A 17995-nucleotide genomic window follows, 5' to 3' on the forward strand; every position below is an offset into this window, starting at 1 on the left:
GGAAGCGACGGCTTCGGGTCCGCGGCGGGCCGCAGAAGACCGGCGCTACTTCTTCTCCGCCGGGCGGCGCAGTCCGCGCCAGAGGATGAACAGGGCGCTGGCCACCGCCGCCGCACGGACCACCAGCGGGACGTTGGCGGTGAACGCGTCGGTCATGGCCTCGGCCTCCAGCGGGTCGCCCCACTGTTCGTTCACCCGCCCGTACAGCCAGATCAGGTAGCCGCTCGCGACCAGGGCGGGCATCCCGAAGACCGCCCACTTGGCCTCGGTGCGGCCGATCCGGGGCGCCCAGTAGGCGAGCAACCAGCCGCCGGCCATGGCGATCAGCTCGCCGAGCAGGCCGCCTCCGACCAGCAGCAGCACCGCCAGCAGCTCCACCGGGCCGCCGACGTGCCTGCCGCCCAGGCCGCGCCGGGCGGCCCGCCAGACCGCGCGGCGGCTGTCGCGGGGGGCCCGGCCGTCACCCGGATCGCCGGCGGCACCGTCACCCGGGGCAGCCGGGGCGGCGGGGTCCGCGCCCGGTTCGGCCCGGGGACCGGGCACGGCCTCCGGGGCACCGGGCACGCCGGGCACGGCGTCGGTGGGTTTGGTGAAGTCGACCGGTCGGGGATTGGTCACCTCGGGGTCGGTGAAGCCGCCCTCCATGCCGGGGAGGTGGCCGCCGTAGTACTCGCGGGGCAGTTCGTCGGCCCAGGGGTGGCGAGCCGTCGGACGACCCGCCGGGACGGCGGGCGTCGCCGGGACGGCCGGGACCCGCGGCTCGGCGGGCGCCGGTGCCGCGTCGGCGACCGGCGGCGGCTGCGCGGCGGCCGGGGCCGGCGGCTGCGCGGACGCGGGAGCGGGAGCCTGCGCGGGGGCGGGCTCCGGAGCCGGTTCGGGCGCGGCGGGGCGCGGGTCGGGCACGGCGGTCGCCCGTTCACCGGCGGCGGCCACCACGTCCTCGGGCCGGCCGACGCCCTTGAGGATGCGTTTGACGTCCGCGCGGGACTCGTCGCCCTGCACCTCGGAGCGACGCCGGGTGATGTCCGCCCGCAGGCGGGTCACCAGGTCGCGTCGCTCGGTCGGCGACAGGCCGGTGGTGTGCGCCAGGTCGCCGACCCGACTCAGGTAGTCCAGTACCAGTTGCTCGCCCTCGATCCCCACGCCTGCCGATGCTACTGATCGCGCGTGCCTTTCGGGGGATTCCGCGCCCGGAGGTCCGGCGTTCCCCGCCGACCTCCTCCGGCGACCCCTGTCGGCGACGCCCGGATCCGCCCGACTCGCGGGGTCCCGGAACGGTTCGTCCACGGCACCACCGTGCACCGTGTTGTTCATTTCGGGTTCACCGAAGGCCGCACAACCCGCTACCCGGGTCTCTTTACATGGTGAACGTCCCATCCGGCCGCCCCCATTCACGCCCCGGGAGCCTCCATGGCAGTAGATCTCACCGTCGCGACGGCTCGCCGGAGAACGGCGCCCGCGTCCGGGACGTCCGACGGAGCGGAGGCGGCCGGCGAGCCGCGCACGTTGTCGCCCACGGTCTTCGAGGTGAGCGACCTCTTCGTCTCCTACGGTTCGCACCGCGCCGTGCGCGAGGTCTCGCTGACCGTCCACGAGCACGAGATCACCGCCCTCATCGGACCTTCCGGCTGTGGCAAATCCACCGTGCTGCGCTGCCTGAACCGCATGAACGACCAGGTACCCGGCGCCCGGGTGTCGGGCAAGGTGTCCTACTACGGCGAGGACCTGTACGCGCCGCACGTGGACCCCATCGAGGTGCGGCGCCGGATCGGGATGGTCTTCCAGAAGCCGAACCCGTTCCCCAAGTCCATCTACGAGAACGTCGCCTACGGGCTGCGCGTGGAGGGCAAGCGTCCCAAGTCCGAGCTGGACGACCGGGTCGAGGAGGCGCTGACCGGCGCCGCGCTGTGGGACGAGGTCAAGGACAAGCTCAAGGAGAGCGGCTTCGCCCTCTCCGGCGGCCAGCAGCAGCGGTTGTGCATCGCCCGGGCCATCGCGGTCCGGCCCGACGTCCTGCTGATGGACGAGCCCTGCTCGGCCCTCGACCCGATCGCCACGGCGAAGATCGAGGACCTGATGCTGCGGCTGGCGGACGAGTTCACCATCGTCATCGTCACCCACAACATGCAGCAGGCGGCGCGGGTTTCGGACCGGACGGCGTTCTTCACCGCCGAGAATGACAGCGAGGGAGAGCGTCATGGGCGCCTGGTCGAGTACGACGTCACCGACAAGATCTTCAGCAACCCCGCCGACCGGCGCACCGAGGACTACATTTCCGGGCGATTCGGCTGACGGCCGGCACGGTTTCGGTCCGACGACGGTGAACGACCGGGGTGCGGTGGACGAGCGCGACCCGGGGGCCGCCGGAGGCGGGAGGGCCGACGCCCGCGGGGCCGAGGGTTTCGGGGACGACCCCGAGGCGTTCGTCCCCCGGCAGCCGCGGATACCGCTGGGCAGCAACCCGCTGGTGCTGCTCGCCGACGCGGACGAGCGGATCCGCCAGGGACTCACCGCCCAGCTGGCCAGGTACCAGGTGTCGGTGGTGCACTGCGCGGACGGCGCGGTGACCCTGCTGGAGGCCGGGCTGCGCAAGCCCGACGTACTGCTGATCTCCGCCGACCTGCCGGTGCTCGACGGCGCGACGGTGCTGCGGCTGGTGCGGCGGCGGATGTCGGTGCCGGTGGTGCTGGGGGTGGGTCCGGAGGACACCGCCGCCGTGGCCCCGGCGCTGGCGGCGGGGGCGAGCGCCTGCGTGGCGCGCCCCTACCGACCGCGCGAGGTGGCTCAGTTGCTGAGCCTGGCCGATCACGGCGGGCGCGGCGGCTGGGACCAGCCGCTGGTCTGCGGACCGTTGACGCTGGATCCGGCCGGGTACGAGGTGCGGATGCACGGGGTGCCGACCGGGCGCCTGCCGCTGCGGGAGTTCCAGCTGCTGCACCTGCTGATGCAGCACGCGGAGAAGGTCATCACCCGGGACCGGATCCGGGCGGAGCTGTGGGGTGACGGCGCGCGTCGCTCCAACACCATCACCGTTCACATTCGTCGCCTCCGGGAGCGGCTGGGGGACGACCCGCACCACCCGGAGATCATCCAGACGGTGCGCGGCGTGGGGTACCGGCTGGTGCCGCCGGGTCCCTGATCACCGCCCCGTCGCGACGACGGTGCCGGAGGGAAACCGACCACGGCCGGTGGGGCCCGCGAGGCTCCCGCACATCCCGGTCCGCATCGCTGACCGGCGCACATCCCGGTGAACGCGGACCCCGCGCCCGCCGAACCGACAGGGGAACACCCCGGTCCCCCGGGACCGGACGGGCCGCCACGGCCCGGCGGAACCACCGCCGGGCCGGGCGGCGTTCCGGCATTTTCGGGGTCGATCGATCCTTAACGATTCCAACACTTTTTGTGAAACTCCTGGTTCGGCCGAACCTATCTTCCTGTTCACCTTGTGGCCCTCGAGGCGTCGCCGCGCGCTCCTACGTTCAGTCTCGACGCAGTCAAGTCACCACCACATGCCGGCCGGCGGCCGGCGTTCTGAAGGAGCACACGTCATGCGCAACTGGCGCGCCAAGACCGCCGCGATCGCCGCGGTGTCCGCCCTGGCCCTCGTCACCGCCTGCGGCAGCGACGACAACGGTTCCGACTCCGCCGCCGACACCGGCAACGAGACCGAGGCCGGCAACGAGACCGAGGGCGAGGGCGAGGGCGGTGGGGACCTGAGCGGTTCCATCCGCGTCGACGGTTCCAGCACGGTCGGCCCGCTGGCCGAGGTCGCCGCCGAGATGTTCATGACCGAGAACCCCGGCGTCATGGTGGACGTCGCCATCTCCGGCACCAGCGGCGGCTTCGAGAAGTTCTGCCAGGGCGAGAACGACATGAACAACGCCTCCCGGGAGATCAAGGAATCCGAGATCGAGCTGTGCGAGGGGAACGAGATCGCCTACGAGGGCATCCAGGTCTCCAACGACGCGCTGGCCATCGTCGTCAACAGCGACAACCCCGTCGAGTGCCTGACCGTCGACCAGGCCAACCAGATCTGGGACGAGGGCTCCTCCGTCTCCACCTGGGGTGACGTGGACGGTCTGGACATCCCGGACGACCTGGCCTCCGAGGACCTCGTCCTCTACGGCCCGGGCACCGACTCCGGCACCTTCGACTACTTCACCGACGCCATCAACGGTGAGGAGGGTCGTATCCGCACCGACTACACCGACATCGGTGAGGACGACAACGCCGCCGTTCGCGGCGTCGAGGGCGACTTCGCCGCCATGGCCTTCGTCCCCTACTCCTACTTCCAGGAGGCCGGCGACGCCATCAAGCCGCTGCAGATCGACGGCGGCGAGGGCTGTGTGGACGCCACCCTGGAGAACGTCCAGGACGGCTCCTACGCCCCGCTGGGCCGCGGCCTGTTCACCTACGCCAGCGACGTGGCTCTCGAGAAGGAGGCCACCGTGGCCTTCATGAAGTTCTGGCTGGAGAACTCCGCCCAGATCGCCGAGACCGCCGGTTTCGTGCCGATGACCCAGGAGCAGATCGACGAGGGCGACGCCAAGGTCGACTCCCTCACCTCCTGACGCCCCATCGGCCCCGTCCGGTACCAATCGACGAGTAGGACACGCAGCCATGACCGCTTCCCAGCGTGGCAGCGTGTCCCCCGAGGCCGGCGCGGAGGAGACTCCGCGCCGGCCACTGGGGGCCGCGCGCCCACGTCACGGCGAGAAAGTCGTCAAAGGATTCCTCGCCCTGTGCGCGGCTCTCTCGGTCGGCGTCACCATCGCCATCGTCATCTCGCTCCTGACCCCCACCATCAGCTTCTTCCGTGAGGTCTCCGTCGTGGAGTTCCTCACCGGCACCCAGTGGTCGCCCGGCTTCGCCCGGGGCGAGTTCGGGGTGCTGCCGATCGTGGTCGGCACCCTCACCGTGGTCGTCATCGCCCTGATCGTGGCGATCCCCATCGGCCTGCTCTCGGCCATCTACCTCGCCGAGTACGCGCCGCGCCGGGTCCGGGCCGTGATCAAGCCGGCCCTGGAGGTGCTCGAGGGCATCCCCACGGTGGCGATCGGCCTCTTCGGCCTCTTCCTCCTGCGTCCGCTGGCGGAGACCGTCTTCCCCTTCCTGAACTGGCGCGGCGACTTCTCCATCGGCGTCGCCGGCGTCGCGGTCGGCCTGCTGATCGTGCCGCTGATCGCCTCGGTCTCCGAGGACGCCATGCGCTCGGTCCCCGGCGGCCTGCGCGAGGGCGCCTACGCGCTGGGCGCCAACAAGATGCGGGTCTCCCTGAAGGTCGTCTTCCCGGCGGCCGTCTCCGGCATCGTGGCGGCCATCGTGCTGGGCATGTCCCGGGCGATCGGCGAGACCATGGTCGTGCTGCTGGTCGCGGGCGCGGGCAACCCCAACCTCTCCTTCGACCTGGCGCGCGGCGCGCAGACCATGACCGCCTACATCGGTGGCACCGCCACCGGTGACATCGCCACCGGCACCACCGTGTACAACACGATCTTCGCCGTGGGCACCCTCCTCTTCCTGATGACCCTGGTGACCAACATGTTGGCGATCCGCCTGGTCCGCCGCTTCCGTGAGGTGTACGAGTGATGGCTACCGGGGGAACGCAGGAGACGCAGCACAACCGGGAGAAGTCCGCCGGACCGCGCCGGACCTCCGAGCGCACCCGGCTCGCCGTGGCCGGGGCCCGCGCCGCCGGTCAGGGGCTGTACAGCCCGCGGACCGCGAAGCACCGGATCACCAACACCCTCTTCTCCGTCGTGCTGCTCGTGGGGCTGGGCACCGCCCTGGTCGCGCTGGTCTCGATCATCACGTGGGCGCTGATCGAGGGCTGGCCCCGGCTGGACGCCAATCTCTTCCTCGCCGGCCCCTCCACGATCAACCCGTCGGAGGCGGGCTTCCGCACCGCCATCATCGGCACCCTCTACGTGATCGGCGGCGTGATCGCGCTCATCGTGCCGCTGGGCGTGGGCGCCGCCATCTACCTGGAGGAGTTCGCCGACCGGGAGCGCTGGTACAACCGCTTCATCGAGCTGAACATCCAGAACCTGGCCGGCGTGCCCTCGATCGTCTTCGGCATCCTGGGTCTGGCCTTCATCGTGCGCGGCCTCGGCAACTTCGGGTTCGTCGCCGCCGCCGGCTCGATGACCCTGGCGCTGCTGGTGCTGCCGACCGTGATCCTCGCCTCCCGCGAGGCGATCCGCGCCGTGCCCTCCTCGGTGCGCAACGGTTCCCTCGCCCTGGGCGCCACCCTGTGGCAGACGGTCTGGCGGAACGTCCTGCCGGCCGCCGCGCCGGGCATCCTGACCGGCGTGATCCTCGGAGTGGCCCGCGCGATCGGCGAGGCGGCCCCGCTGCTGCTGGTCGGCGCGGTGACCTTCGTGGTCTACGACCCGAGCTTCTTCGAGGGCGGCTACTCCGTGCTGCCGGTGCAGATCTACAACTACGCCAAGCGCCCCCAGGAGGAGTTCCACGTCATGGCCATCGCCGGTGTCCTGGTGATGCTGGTGGTCCTGATGGCCATCAACTCCTTCGCGATCTGGCTCCGCAACCGGTACGAGAAGAAGTGGTGACCCCACGATGACCACCGACAAGGACGCCCCGATCTCCGGGGAGACGCCCCGCGACGAGGGCACCGACGCCACCGCGCCCGCCGACCCGGGTCCGGGCGCCGACGGCGCAACCGACATCGAGGGGGACCTCGGCACCGACGGGAACCTCGACTCCCCCCTGCACCTGCGGCCCGCCGCGCTGCGCGACCACGGCCCCGTGGAGCACCGGGACGCCGTCTTCGAACTGCGGAAGGTCTCCGTCTCCTACGGCTCCCACCGCGCGGTCGGGGACGTGTCCCTGGACGTCTTCCGGCACAACATCACCGCCCTGATCGGCCCCTCCGGCTGCGGCAAGTCCACTCTGCTGCGCAGCCTGAACCGGATGAACGACCTGATCCCCGGCGCGCGGGTGGACGGCGAGGTGCTGTACCACGGCGAGAACCTGTACGGCCCCCGGGTGGACCCGGTGCGGGTGCGCAAGGTGATCGGGATGGTCTTCCAGAAGCCCAACCCGTTCCCCAAGTCCATCTACGACAACGTCGCCTTCGGTCCCCGCACGATGGGGATCAAGCAGAACATGGACGACATCGTCGAGGAGGCGCTGCGCGGCGCCGCGCTGTGGGACGAGGTCAAGGACAAGCTGTCGAGCAACGGTCTGGCGCTCTCCGGCGGCCAGCAGCAGCGGCTGTGCATCGCCCGGGCCATCGCGGTCAAGCCCGAGGTCCTGCTGATGGACGAGCCCTGCTCGGCCCTCGACCCGATCGCCACGCTGAAGATCGAGGATTTGATCCAGCAGTTGAAGGACGAGTACACGATCGTCATCGTCACCCACAACATGCAGCAGGCGGCGCGCGTCTCGGACATGACCGCCTTCTTCAGCGTGCGCGTCGACGGGGGCGCCCGCACCGGCGAGCTGGTGGAGTACGAGGACACGGAGAAGATCTTCAGCGCCCCCGGTGACCAGCGCACCGAGGACTACGTCAGCGGTCGCTTCGGCTGACACCGCGTCTCCGGTTCCCCCCGGCCCGCCGCCGGGGACGCGCGTGACCGGCCCCGGATCGCACGGTGACTCCCGCGCGGCCCGGGGCCGTTCACGCGGGTTCCCGTGCGGCGCGCACCCGGTCACCCGGAGCCGACGCCCCGTTTCACCCGGTCACCTCCCACCGTTCACCCGGCGTCCCCCGCGCGGTACACCTCCCCTCGTAGGTTCGGCAAGGGCTTTGGACGGGGCGGGAGTTGACAAGGAGCGGGTGGATGCGCGAGATGCGCACGAGATCGGTGGCGATCGCCGCGGCACTGGCCGTCGGCGTGATGACCATCGCGGGCTGCGGCCCGCAACAGGCGTCGGCCGGTGACGCCGGTCCGGAGCGCGAACAGTTGTTGACCGGCGTCCTCAACGGGGCCGGCGCGACCTTCCCCAACCTCCTGTTCCAGGAGTGGATCGAGGCCTACGGCTTCGACCAGCCCTTCACCAGCATCAACTACCAGAGCATCGGCTCGGGCGGCGGCATCCAGGGGTTCATCGAGGACACCCTCGACTTCGGCTCCTCCGAGAAGTACCTGACCGACGAGGACCTGGCCACCGCCGCCCTCAACCGGGACTGCGAGCCCATCCAGTTCCCGGTGGTCTTCGGCTCCGTCGTGATCGCCTTCCACGACCCGGGGATGGACGGCCTGGTCCTGGACGCCGAGGCGATCGCCCGGATCTACGACCGCGACATCACCCGGTACGACGATCCGGCCATCGCGGCGCTGAACCCCGACCGGGAACTGCCGGACCGGGAGATCGTGCCCGTGCACCGCTCCGACGGCTCCGGCACCACCTACGTCTTCACCCACTACCTCGACCACGAGGTGCCCATGTGGGCGCGGAAGTACAGCGAGGGCAGCGACATCGAGTGGGCCGAGGGCACGGTCGGCGGCGACGGGAACGAGGGCGTCACCGCGCGGGTGATCAACACCGACGGCGGCCTGGGATACGTCAACCAGTCCTACGCCATCCGCCACAACCTCGCCACCGCCCATGTGGTCAACGCCTCCGGCAACCCGATCGAACCCACCCTGGAGGCCACCACCATCGCCTCGGGCGTCGCGGCCATCCCGGAGAGCTTCCGGTTCGACATCGACGACATCGGCGGCGACGGCTACCCCATCTCCGGCACCAACTGGATCCTCGCCTACGAGTGCGGCTACGACGACGAGGTCGCCGAGGTACTGCGCTCCTTCTGGACCTGGGCGATGACCTCCGAGGAGGCCGACGAGCTGGCGCTGGAACTGGGGTACGCGCCGATGGCCCCGGAGCTCAAGCGGCGGGTGCTGGCGGAGATCCAGCGGATCGACAGCCGCTGACCCACCGGGGCCCGCCGGGCCCGGACCGGCGGGCCCGGACCGGCGGGCCCCGTTCCGGAAAGACATCGAACCGTCGGCGAACCGGAGCCCTCGGACCCCCGCCGGCGTCACCACCTGCCGGTACCGTGGGTCGGATGAGCACGGATTCCGGCAGCACTCCCACCGGCGGCGTCCCCTCCCGGGGCGCCCGGGCCCCCCGCACGGCCCCCCGTCCGTCCTCCGCCTCCCGGTCGCGGGGCGCCCCCGCCGGCGCGGGTCCCGCCCCCACGGAGGGACCGGCCGGGCCCCCGCGCACCCTCGGCGACGAACTGCGCGCCCTGCCCGACACGGCTCTCGCCGAACTGCTGCGGCTCCGTCCCGATCTGTTGTCCCCGCTCCCCGGCGACCTTGCCCGACTCGCCTCCCGGGCCGGTGACCGGCTCTCCGTGCTGCGTGCCGTGGACCGTCTGGACACCTTCGCGCTGCGCACCGCCGAGGCGCTGGCCATCGCCCCGCAGCCGTGCTCACGGGCCGAGTTGGCCGCCCTGCTGCCCGGGGCCGGATCCCGGCTGGACGACGCGCTGCGCGCGCTGCGCGTCCGTGCCCTGCTGTGGGGTGGGGACGAGGCGCTGCGCCTGGTGCGCACCGCCCGCGAACTGCTCGCCCCCGGCCCGCAGCGCCCCGGTGCCACCGGCCTGGGCCCGACGCTGGGCGAGGCCACGTCCGGCATGTCCCCGCGCCGGATGCAGGAGCTGCTGGTCGGCGCCGGGTTGCCGCCCACCGGCGACCCGGTGAGCGCGCTGGCCTCGCTCACCGACCTGTTCGGCGACCCCGATCGGCTGGACGCGCTGATCGCGAAGCTGCCCGCCGGCGGGCGGGCCGTGCTGGAACGCCTGATGTGGGGCCCGCCGTACGGCACCGTGCCGGCCCACGCCCCCGCGCCGCCGGCGGTCCGGGGGCTGGTGGAGACCGGCCTGCTGGTGCGGATCTCGCCGGGCACGGTGGTGCTCCCGCGCGAGGTGGCCCTGCGACTGCGCGGCGGGCGCGCGCACCGGGCGCTGCTGCCCGACCCGCCCCGCGTCGACCTGCGCGCCACGCACCCCCCGGAGCGGGTGAACGCGATGGCGGCCGGTCAGGCGTACACGGCGGTCACCGCGATCGAGGAACTGGCCGCGCTGTGGGAACGCGACGCGCCCGTCGTGCTGCGCGCCGGCGGCCTGGGGGCCCGCGACCTCAAGCGCACGGCCGTCGCGCTGGACCTGTCCGAGCCGGAGGCCGCGTTCCGGATCGAGGTGGCGCACGCCGCCGGTCTGATCGCCACCGACGGCGGGACCGACGAACGGTTCGCGCCCACCCCCGCCTACGACGAGTGGGCCGAGTTGCCGGTGGCCGAACGGTGGGGACGGCTGGTCACGGCATGGCTGGCGGGTAGCCGGGTGGTGGCGCTGATCGGCGAGCGCGACACCACCCCCGTGCCACCGGGCGGGGCGAGGGGGCGGCGGACCGGCGCGGACGGACGCCTGCTCACCGCGCTGGGCCCGGGCCTGGACCGCGGCGCCGCGCCGGAGCTGCGCCGCCGGGTGCTGGAACTGCTGGCCGAGCTGCCGGCGGGCGGCGCCCCGGACCCGGCCTCCCTGCGATCGCGGCTGCGCTGGGAACTGCCCCGGCGCACCACCGAGGAGCTGCACAGCACGGTGTGCGCGGCGACGCTGACCGAGGCGGAGCTGCTGGGCGTCACCGGCCGGGGCGCCCTCGCCGACCACGCGCGCCCCCTGCTCACCCCGGACGCCGGAGCCGGCGTGCCGGACACGCCGGACCCGACCTTCCCGAGGGAGGCGCGGGACACGCCGGGCGGAGGCGTCGTCGGGGACCACGGGGTCCAGGGGGACCACGGAGGCCACGGGGATACCGACCCGGACGCCACCGGGGACGCCGGCACGGCTTTCGCCGGAGAGGCCCCGGTTCCGCCGGAGACGGCCGTGGACGCCGCCGTGGACGCCCTGGCGCCGCTGCTGCCCGAGCCGGTGGACCACGTGCTGCTCCAGGCCGACCTGACCGCCGTCGCGCCCGGCCCGCTGCGCCGGGACCTGGCACGGTTCATGGCCGACATCGCCGACGTGGAGTCCACCGGCGGCGCCACCGTCTATCGCTTCGGCACCGACGGGGTGCGCCGCGCCCTGGACGCCGGGCGCACCCGGGAGGAGCTGCACACCTTCCTGGCCGAGCACTCCCGCACCCCGGTCCCCCAGCCGCTGGCCTACCTGATCGACGACACCGCCCGGCGACACGGCCGACTGCGGGTCGGGGCCGCCGGCGGCTATCTGCGCTGCGAGGACGAGTCCCTGCTCGACCAGGTGCTCGCCGACCGCCGTTCGGAGTCCCTGCGGCTGCTGCGGATCGCCCCGACGGTGGCGGTCTCCCCCGCCACCCCGGACGTCCTGCTGGAGCGCCTGCGGGAGTTGGGGCTGGCACCGGCGGCGGAGAACGCGGAGGGGACCGTGGTCACCCTGACCGATGGCGTGCGGCGCACCCCGCCGCGCGCGGCCCCCCGGCCGGTGCCGGACGGCCCGCCGCCGGCGGCACCGTCCCTGCTGCGCGCCGCCGTCGGGGCGATCCGGGCCGGTGACCGGGGCGCCGGCACGGGGGCCGGGACCGGCGAGACGGCGGCCCCGGCCGGCGCGGGCCGCCCGGCCCGGCGGTCCCGGGCCGGCGCCGCGCGGGAGGGCACCGGCACGCCCCCGCCCCGCACGCCGGTGGCGGAACTCCCCGGGCTGCTGCGCTCGGCCGCCGAGGCGGGTGGCCGGCTGTGGGTGGGATGCGTGGGCGCCGACGGCACCGCCGAACGCCGGGTGATCGCCCCGGTGCGCGTGGAGGGCGGCTTCGTGAGCTGTTTCGACCACACCGCCGACGAGGTCCGCACCTACCCCCTGCACCGCCTCACCGGCGCCGAACCCCTCCCCGACGACACCTGACGGGTGTTCCGGTCCGGGAGGGTGGACACGTCGTCGGAGCGGCGGGAGGAGTGTCGGTGGGGCGGTTCATACTCTCGGCATGGCTCCTCCCGACCCGACGCTCGGCCCCGACACCGACCCGGGCGGCGCCCCCGTTCCCACCGTCTTCTCGCCGCTGTGGCCGGGGTCGGAGGGGCTGCGGCCCTCGCCCTCCCGCGTCGGGACCGAGCGCGAGTTGCTGGTCGGGAACCTGGACTGGCACCGGAGAACCTTCGAGCTCAAGTGCTCCGGCCTGCCGGCCGGTCGGCTCTCCGAGCGCTCGGTGGAGCCCTCCCGGCTCAGCCTGCACGGCCTGATCCGCCACCTGGCGGGCGTCGAGCGGTGGTGGTTCCAACAGCAGTTCCTCGGTGAGCCGGTACCCGGGCTGTACTGGTCCGACGAGGATCCCGAACAGGACACCGAGGACCTGAGCGGTGACCCGGCCATCGCCCTGGCGGTGTGGCGGGCCGAGTGCGAGCGTTCCCGGGAGATCGTCGCCGCTCATCCCTCCCTGGACGCCACCGGTACGAACATCGTGACCGGCGAACCGTTCTCGCTGCGGTGGCTGCTCATGCACCTCCTCGCCGAGTACGCCCGGCACAACGGCCACGCCGACCTGCTGCGCGAACGGCTGGACGGTGCCACGGGCCTGTGAGCCGGCCGGCGTGGCCGGGGTGCCGGGCGGGGTGGTGACCGGGTCCCACCGGTGCCCGGGCGCGACCGCGCCGTTCGGCACCCGGTCGGGGCGGGACGGAAGGGGCCTGTCGAGCCCACCCGCCGCCGACCGCGCGCCCGCCCCCGAGCCGGTGACCGGCGTCTCCCCCCGCCGCGCGGCCCGGGCTGCGACACTGGAGGCTTGCCCGGGTGCCCACCGCCCCCGCCCGGCTCCATCCCGCCGCCCGTCCCACCGGAGGAGAACGCGCGTGAACGCCGGCCCCCTCATCGTCCAGAGCGACAAGACCCTGCTGCTGGAGGTCGACCACGAGCGGTCCGCCGCCTGCCGCCGGGACATCGCGCCCTTCGCCGAACTGGAACGCGCGCCCGAGCACATCCACACCTACCGGGTCACCCCGTTGGGCCTGTGGAACGCCCGGGCCGCCGGTCACGACGCCGAGCAGGTCGTGGACGCCCTGCTCACCCACTCCCGCTACCCCGTGCCGCAGTCCCTGCTGGTGGACATCGCCGAGACGATGGCCCGCTACGGCCGGCTGACCCTCTCCAAGCACCCCGCGCACGGCCTGGTGCTCACCAGCACCGACCGGCCCGTGTTGGAGGAGATCCTGCGGTCCAAGCGGATCCAGCCACTGGTCGGCGCCCGCCTCGACGAGGACACCGTCGTCGTGCACCCCTCCGAGCGCGGCCAGATCAAGCAGACGCTGCTGCGGCTGGGCTGGCCGGCCGAGGACCTGGCCGGTTACGTGGACGGCGAGGCGCACCCCATCGACCTGCGCGAGAACGGCTGGGCGCTGCGTCCCTACCAGAAGCAGGCCGTGGAGGGGTTCTGGCACGGCGGCTCCGGCGTGGTCGTGCTGCCCTGCGGCGCCGGGAAGACCCTGGTCGGCGCGGGTGCCATGGCCACCGCCCGGTCCACCACGCTGATCCTGGTGACCAACACCGTCTCCGCCCGGCAGTGGAAGGCGGAACTGATCCGCCGCACCTCGCTCACCGAGGACGAGATCGGTGAGTACAGCGGCTCCCGCAAGGAGATCCGGCCGGTCACCATCGCCACCTACCAGGTGCTGACCACCCGCCGGAAGGGGATCTACCCGCACCTGGAGCTGTTCGACTCCCGCGACTGGGGCCTGATCGTCTACGACGAGGTGCACCTGTTGCCGGCGCCGGTCTTCAAGTTCACCGCCGACCTCCAGGCCCGGAGGCGCCTGGGCCTGACCGCGACGCTGGTCCGTGAGGACGGCCGGGAGTCCGACGTCTTCTCCCTCATCGGCCCCAAGCGCTTCGACGCGCCGTGGAAGGAGATCGAGTCGCAGGGCTACATCGCGCCGGCCGACTGCGTCGAGGTGCGGGTGGACCTGACCGACTCCGAGCGGCTCGCGTACGCGGCGGCCGAGCCGGAGGAGAAGTACCGGTTCTGCGCGACCACCGACTCCAAGCTGCGGGTGGTGAAGCGGCTGGTGCGCCGGCACGCGGGGGAACAGACACTGGTCATCGGCCAGTACATCGACCAGCTCGACGAGCTGGGCGAGGAACTGGACGCACCGGTGATCAAGGGCGAGACGACCAACGCGAAGCGGGAGAAGCTCTTCGAGGCGTTCCGCACCGGCGAGGTGCCGGTGCTGGTCGTCTCGAAGGTCGCGAACTTCTCCGTGGACCTGCCGGAGGCCACGGTCGCCATCCAGGTGTCGGGGACCTTCGGGTCCCGGCAGGAGGAGGCACAGCGGCTGGGTCGGGTGCTGCGCCCCAAGGCGGACGGGCACGAGGCGCGGTTCTACTCGGTGGTGGCGCGGGACACCGTGGACCAGGACTTCGCCGCGCACCGGCAGCGGTTCCTGGCGGAGCAGGGGTACGCCTACCGGATCCTGGACTCGGGCGACCTGTCGGCGGAGGACGCCACCGAGCCGGAGGCCAACCCCTGACGGGACCGGTCCCCGGGGGCGTCGGGTCGGGCACGCGCGGCCGGCGGTTCGGGTACCGGGTCAGGCGCGGTGCGGGATCCCGACGGCGGGGCCCCGGGGTGGCACCCCGTCGGGGTCGGCCGGGCCGGGGTCGGGGTCCCGGCCCGGTGGGCCGGGGCGTCGGCGGTCGCCGGTCACGGTCTCCCGGTCGACACGCCCCAGGAGCGCGACCTCGGCGGCGGTGACGAGGAAGACCCTGGCGGCGCGCAGGGTATCGCCGACCGGGTGGCGGTGCGGAGCCGCGTGGCCCTCGGCACCGGTTCCCAGGGCGGTGGCGCCGGCGGTCGGACGGGGACGGCGGGACGGAAAAGTCGTGGTGGCCATATGTCCAGACTGCTCCTCCGACCCCCTTTTCGTCATCATTCGGGGGATGGAATCCCGGAGCACCGCTGATCAGCCGTTCGGGTGAACACCCCGTAGGGGTATCGGATGCCGACCCCGACCTCGCCGACCCCGACGATCCGGGGAAAACGGTTTGTCGCCGTCCGGGAGCGCGCCTATCCTGCTGCACTTCCGCCCGTTTCCCGCCTCGCCGTTCACCGGGGTCGGAGGGCGCCGACCGGACGGCAACCGGCCGGCTTCCCGAATCGTCCGCACCAGGGCACTCTTCCGGCACGGTCGCACATTCCGCCTGCCCGTCACCCCGATCGGCACGCACCGCCGCCCGTGCCGGGTCCCGTCGTGCCCGCACGTCCCCGGAGGCCTCCACCGGCATGTCCGCCACCGCCGACCCCCGCCCGTCCACCACCACCACCACCACGATCCCGGGCCCGCCACCCGACGGCGGGTCCGATCCGTTGGCGACCGAGCGGGCGCACCTCGCCGACTCGCGGGCCGCGCTGCGCGCCATGCGCGCCGACGCCGAGGCGCTGAACATCTCCGACGTCTCCGCCAATCGGGTCACCGCCGAGGTGCTGCGCGGCGACGTCGAGCGGCGGATCGCCGCCCTGGCCGACCTCGCCGACACGCCGTTGTTCTTCGGTCGTCTCGACTACATTCACCCGGTCGGCTCCGGGCCCGACCCGGGAGGCACCGCCGGGAGCGCGGCCGGGGAGGACGGGGGCCCGACCGTGCGGGACGACACCGGTCGGCGTTTCCACATCGGTCGCCGCCACGTCCACGACGCCCAGGGCGACCCGATGGTGATCGACTGGCGCGCCCCGATCTCCCAACCCTTCTACCGGGCCTCCCCCGCCGACCCGCAGGGCGTGGCGCTGCGCCGGCGCTTCGGTTACGAGGGCGGGGAGCTGACCGCGCTGGAGGACGAACCCCTCACCGGGCCCGGCGCCCGGAGCACGGACGGGGACGGGGACGGGGACGGGGACGGCTCCGGCACCGTGACCGGGGGGAACCTGCTGCTGCGCGAGATCGAGCGCCCGCGCGTCGGCCCGATGCGCGACATCGTCGCCACCATCCAGCCCGAACAGGACGAGATCGTGCGCGCCCCGTTGCGCGGCAGCCTCTGCGTCCAGGGGGCGCCGGGGACGGGGAAGACGGCGGTGGGTCTGCACCGCGTCGCGTACCTGCTCTACGCGCACCGGGAGCGGCTGGCCCGTTCCGGCACGCTGGTCATCGGCCCCAACCGTTCCTTCCTGCGCTACATCGAACAGGTCCTGCCCGCCCTCGGTGAGCTGGAGGTGCGGCAGACCACCGTGGACGCGCTGGTCACCGCGCCGGGCGGCCCGGAGGCGCGCGGCACCGACGATCCGGCCGTCGCCCGGCTCAAGGGCGACGCGCGGATGGCCGAGTTGCTGCGCCGGGCGGTGCGCTCGGGCGTGCGGATGCCGGACGAGGCGTTGGAGGTGCCGCGCGGAGCCCGCCGCTGGCGGGTCCCGGCACACGAGGTCGCCGAGATCGTGCGCGAACTGCTGGAACGGGACATCCGGTACGGCGCCGCGCTGGAGGCGCTGCCGCAGAGGCTGGCGCACGCGGTACTGGTGCGGATGGAACGCGCCGGGGAGGCCCCGGACGACCGGGTGCAGGCGACGGTGGCGCGCAGCGCGCCGGTGAAGGCGATGGTCCGACGGCTGTGGCCGGTGGTGGACCCGGCGAAGCTGGTGCTGCGGCTGCTCTCCGACCCGGGGTTCCCGGCCGCCCTGGCCGAGGGGCTGCTGACGCCGGAGGAGGTGGAACTGCTGCCGTGGCCGCGTCCGGCGCGCGGCGTCCGTTCGGCGCCGTGGAGCCCGGCGGACCTGGTACTGGTGGACGAGGCCCGTGACCTGGTGGAACGCACCCCGTCGCTGGGGCACGTGGTGCTGGACGAGGCGCAGGACCTCTCCCCCATGCAGTACCGGGCGGTGGGGCGGCGCTGTTCGACCGGCTCGGTGACCGTCCTCGGCGACCTGGCGCAGGGCACCACGCCGTGGGCCACCGGTACCTGGGCCGAGGCCATGGGTCACCTGGGCAAGTCGGAGGCGGCGGTCGCCGAGCTGACCCGGGGCTTCCGCGTGCCGCGCGAGATCATCGCCTACGCCTCGCGGCTGCTGCCGGTGATCGCGCCGGGGTTGGCGGAGGCCGGTTCGGTGCGGCACTCCCCCGGCTCGCTGCGGGTGCGGCGGGTGCCGGGCGGGGAGTTGGACGCGGCGGTCGTCGCGGCCTGCGGGGAGGCGCTCGCGCGGGAGGGGTCGGTGGGCCTGATCGCCGCCGACACCCGGCTGCCGGCGCTGCGCGCGGCGCTGGTGGCCGCCGGGCACGACCCGCTGGGGCCGGGGGACGAGACCTCGGCCGGACGGAGGCTGGCCCTGGTGGCGGCCTCGCTGGTCAAGGGCCTGGAGTACGACCACGTGGTGCTGGACGAGCCGGCGGCGGTGGTCGGGGCGGAGCCGGACGAGCGGACGGGGCTGCGGCGGCTGTACGTGGCGCTGACCCGGGCCGTCTCCGGCCTGACCGTGGTGCACCACAACCCGCTGCCGGCCGCCCTGACCTGACGGGGACGGGGTACCGGGAGCGGTCGGGAGAACGGGGTCGTGTCGGCTCGGTGGGTCGGGCGGCATGATGCCGTGGCCAACCCGCGGTGGGATGACGCGAGCTGTTTCCTCGACCCCGATTCGATGGGGGCGCTGCCGGACGCGTGTGTCCCCGGCGCCTCGATGGCGGATTGGCAGACGGTGCTCGATCCCATCCGGACGAAGGGCGGGGAGGGCCGGTACGCCGAGGGCGGGTCGGCGCCGCCGGTGCCCCGGGCGGAGACCGCTCTCCCCCGTCCGACGGACGCCGAGTGCCCGGAGTCACGGGTCCGGCCGGCCGCCGATGTTCCGGGAATCCTCCGCCTCCACTCCGCCGACGAGATCGACTTCGATGTCGATCCGCGCGAGTCCCGGGGCCGGGAGGGGCTCGACCCGCTGCACGGCCTCCCGCGGGAGAACGGGCGCCGGGTGGGCGGACCCGCGCTGTTGAGCCCGGAGGGGGGAGCACGGCCACCCGGTGCCCGGTTTCGACGTGCGGGCCGATCGGTTCGCCCTCCTCGCGGAGCCACCGGCTCGGTGAGCGCCGT

Annotated in this window: 14 protein-coding genes; 12 read left to right on the forward strand and 2 right to left on the reverse strand. The window is 73.5% G+C overall.

Annotated features, from left to right (window positions below; all coding sequences use genetic code 11):
* Positions 1-45 precede the first annotated feature (45 nt).
* Entirely contained in the window at positions 46-1143 is a 1098-nt protein-coding gene (locus tag LZF96_RS02590; protein ID WP_233865194.1) for a hypothetical protein, read from the reverse strand.
* Positions 1144-1410: 267 nt separating this feature from the next.
* On the opposite strand from LZF96_RS02590, the gene pstB (LZF96_RS02595) reads away from it, so the two are divergent.
* The 10 genes from pstB (LZF96_RS02595) (at position 1411) to LZF96_RS02640 (ending at position 14463) form a co-directional block, all read left to right on the forward strand.
* Positions 1411-2292, forward strand: a complete 882-nt coding sequence (gene pstB / locus LZF96_RS02595; RefSeq protein ID WP_233865195.1) for a phosphate ABC transporter ATP-binding protein PstB — start codon at positions 1411-1413, stop codon at positions 2290-2292.
* Positions 2293-2320: 28 nt separating this feature from the next.
* The gene (locus tag LZF96_RS02600) at positions 2321-3139 is read left to right on the forward strand and encodes a response regulator transcription factor (RefSeq protein ID WP_233865197.1); all 819 of its coding nucleotides are present in this window, start codon (positions 2321-2323) and stop codon (positions 3137-3139) included.
* A 409-nt stretch (positions 3140-3548) separates the two neighbouring features.
* Positions 3549-4571 carry a PstS family phosphate ABC transporter substrate-binding protein gene (locus LZF96_RS02605; protein WP_233865199.1) on the forward strand — a complete coding sequence of 341 codons (1023 nt, stop codon included), beginning with the start codon at positions 3549-3551 and terminating at the stop codon, positions 4569-4571.
* Between the two features lie 49 nt (positions 4572-4620).
* Positions 4621-5589, forward strand: a complete 969-nt coding sequence (pstC, locus tag LZF96_RS02610; RefSeq protein ID WP_233865201.1) for a phosphate ABC transporter permease subunit PstC — start codon at positions 4621-4623, stop codon at positions 5587-5589.
* Entirely contained in the window at positions 5589-6572 is a 984-nt protein-coding gene (gene pstA / locus LZF96_RS02615) for a phosphate ABC transporter permease PstA (RefSeq protein ID WP_233865203.1), read from the forward strand. The genes pstC and pstA overlap by 1 nt, the downstream gene beginning before the upstream one ends.
* Before the next feature lie 196 nt (positions 6573-6768).
* Positions 6769-7551 carry a phosphate ABC transporter ATP-binding protein PstB gene (gene pstB / locus LZF96_RS02620; protein ID WP_374203068.1) on the forward strand — a complete coding sequence of 261 codons (783 nt, stop codon included), beginning with the start codon at positions 6769-6771 and terminating at the stop codon, positions 7549-7551.
* 263 nt (positions 7552-7814) lie between these two features.
* Positions 7815-8900 carry a phosphate ABC transporter substrate-binding protein PstS gene (gene pstS / locus LZF96_RS02625; RefSeq protein ID WP_233865205.1) on the forward strand — a complete coding sequence of 362 codons (1086 nt, stop codon included), beginning with the start codon at positions 7815-7817 and terminating at the stop codon, positions 8898-8900.
* Between the two features lie 134 nt (positions 8901-9034).
* Entirely contained in the window at positions 9035-11851 is a 2817-nt protein-coding gene (locus LZF96_RS02630; protein ID WP_233865206.1) for a helicase-associated domain-containing protein, read from the forward strand.
* Positions 11852-11930: 79 nt separating this feature from the next.
* The gene (locus tag LZF96_RS02635) at positions 11931-12524 is read left to right on the forward strand and encodes a DinB family protein (RefSeq protein WP_233865207.1); all 594 of its coding nucleotides are present in this window, start codon (positions 11931-11933) and stop codon (positions 12522-12524) included.
* 268 nt (positions 12525-12792) lie between these two features.
* The gene (locus tag LZF96_RS02640; protein WP_233865209.1) at positions 12793-14463 is read left to right on the forward strand and encodes a DNA repair helicase XPB; all 1671 of its coding nucleotides are present in this window, start codon (positions 12793-12795) and stop codon (positions 14461-14463) included.
* 60 nt (positions 14464-14523) lie between these two features.
* On the opposite strand, the gene LZF96_RS02645 is transcribed toward LZF96_RS02640, so the two are convergent.
* Positions 14524-14826, reverse strand: a complete 303-nt coding sequence (locus tag LZF96_RS02645) for a hypothetical protein (protein WP_233865211.1) — start codon at positions 14824-14826, stop codon at positions 14524-14526.
* Positions 14827-15215: 389 nt separating this feature from the next.
* Between LZF96_RS02645 and LZF96_RS02650 the strand changes: the two genes are divergently transcribed.
* Together LZF96_RS02650 and LZF96_RS02655 are read left to right on the forward strand one after the other, a co-directional pair.
* Positions 15216-17429, forward strand: coding sequence for an ATP-binding domain-containing protein (locus tag LZF96_RS02650; RefSeq protein ID WP_233865213.1), 2214 nt, complete (start codon positions 15216-15218; stop codon positions 17427-17429).
* A 72-nt stretch (positions 17430-17501) separates the two neighbouring features.
* On the forward strand, positions 17502-17995 hold a 494-nt coding region (locus tag LZF96_RS02655; protein WP_308294133.1), incomplete at its 3' end, for a hypothetical protein.

Source organism: Streptomyces sp. ST2-7A (genome assembly GCF_021390475.1).
GTDB lineage: Bacteria > Actinomycetota > Actinomycetes > Streptomycetales > Streptomycetaceae > Streptomyces.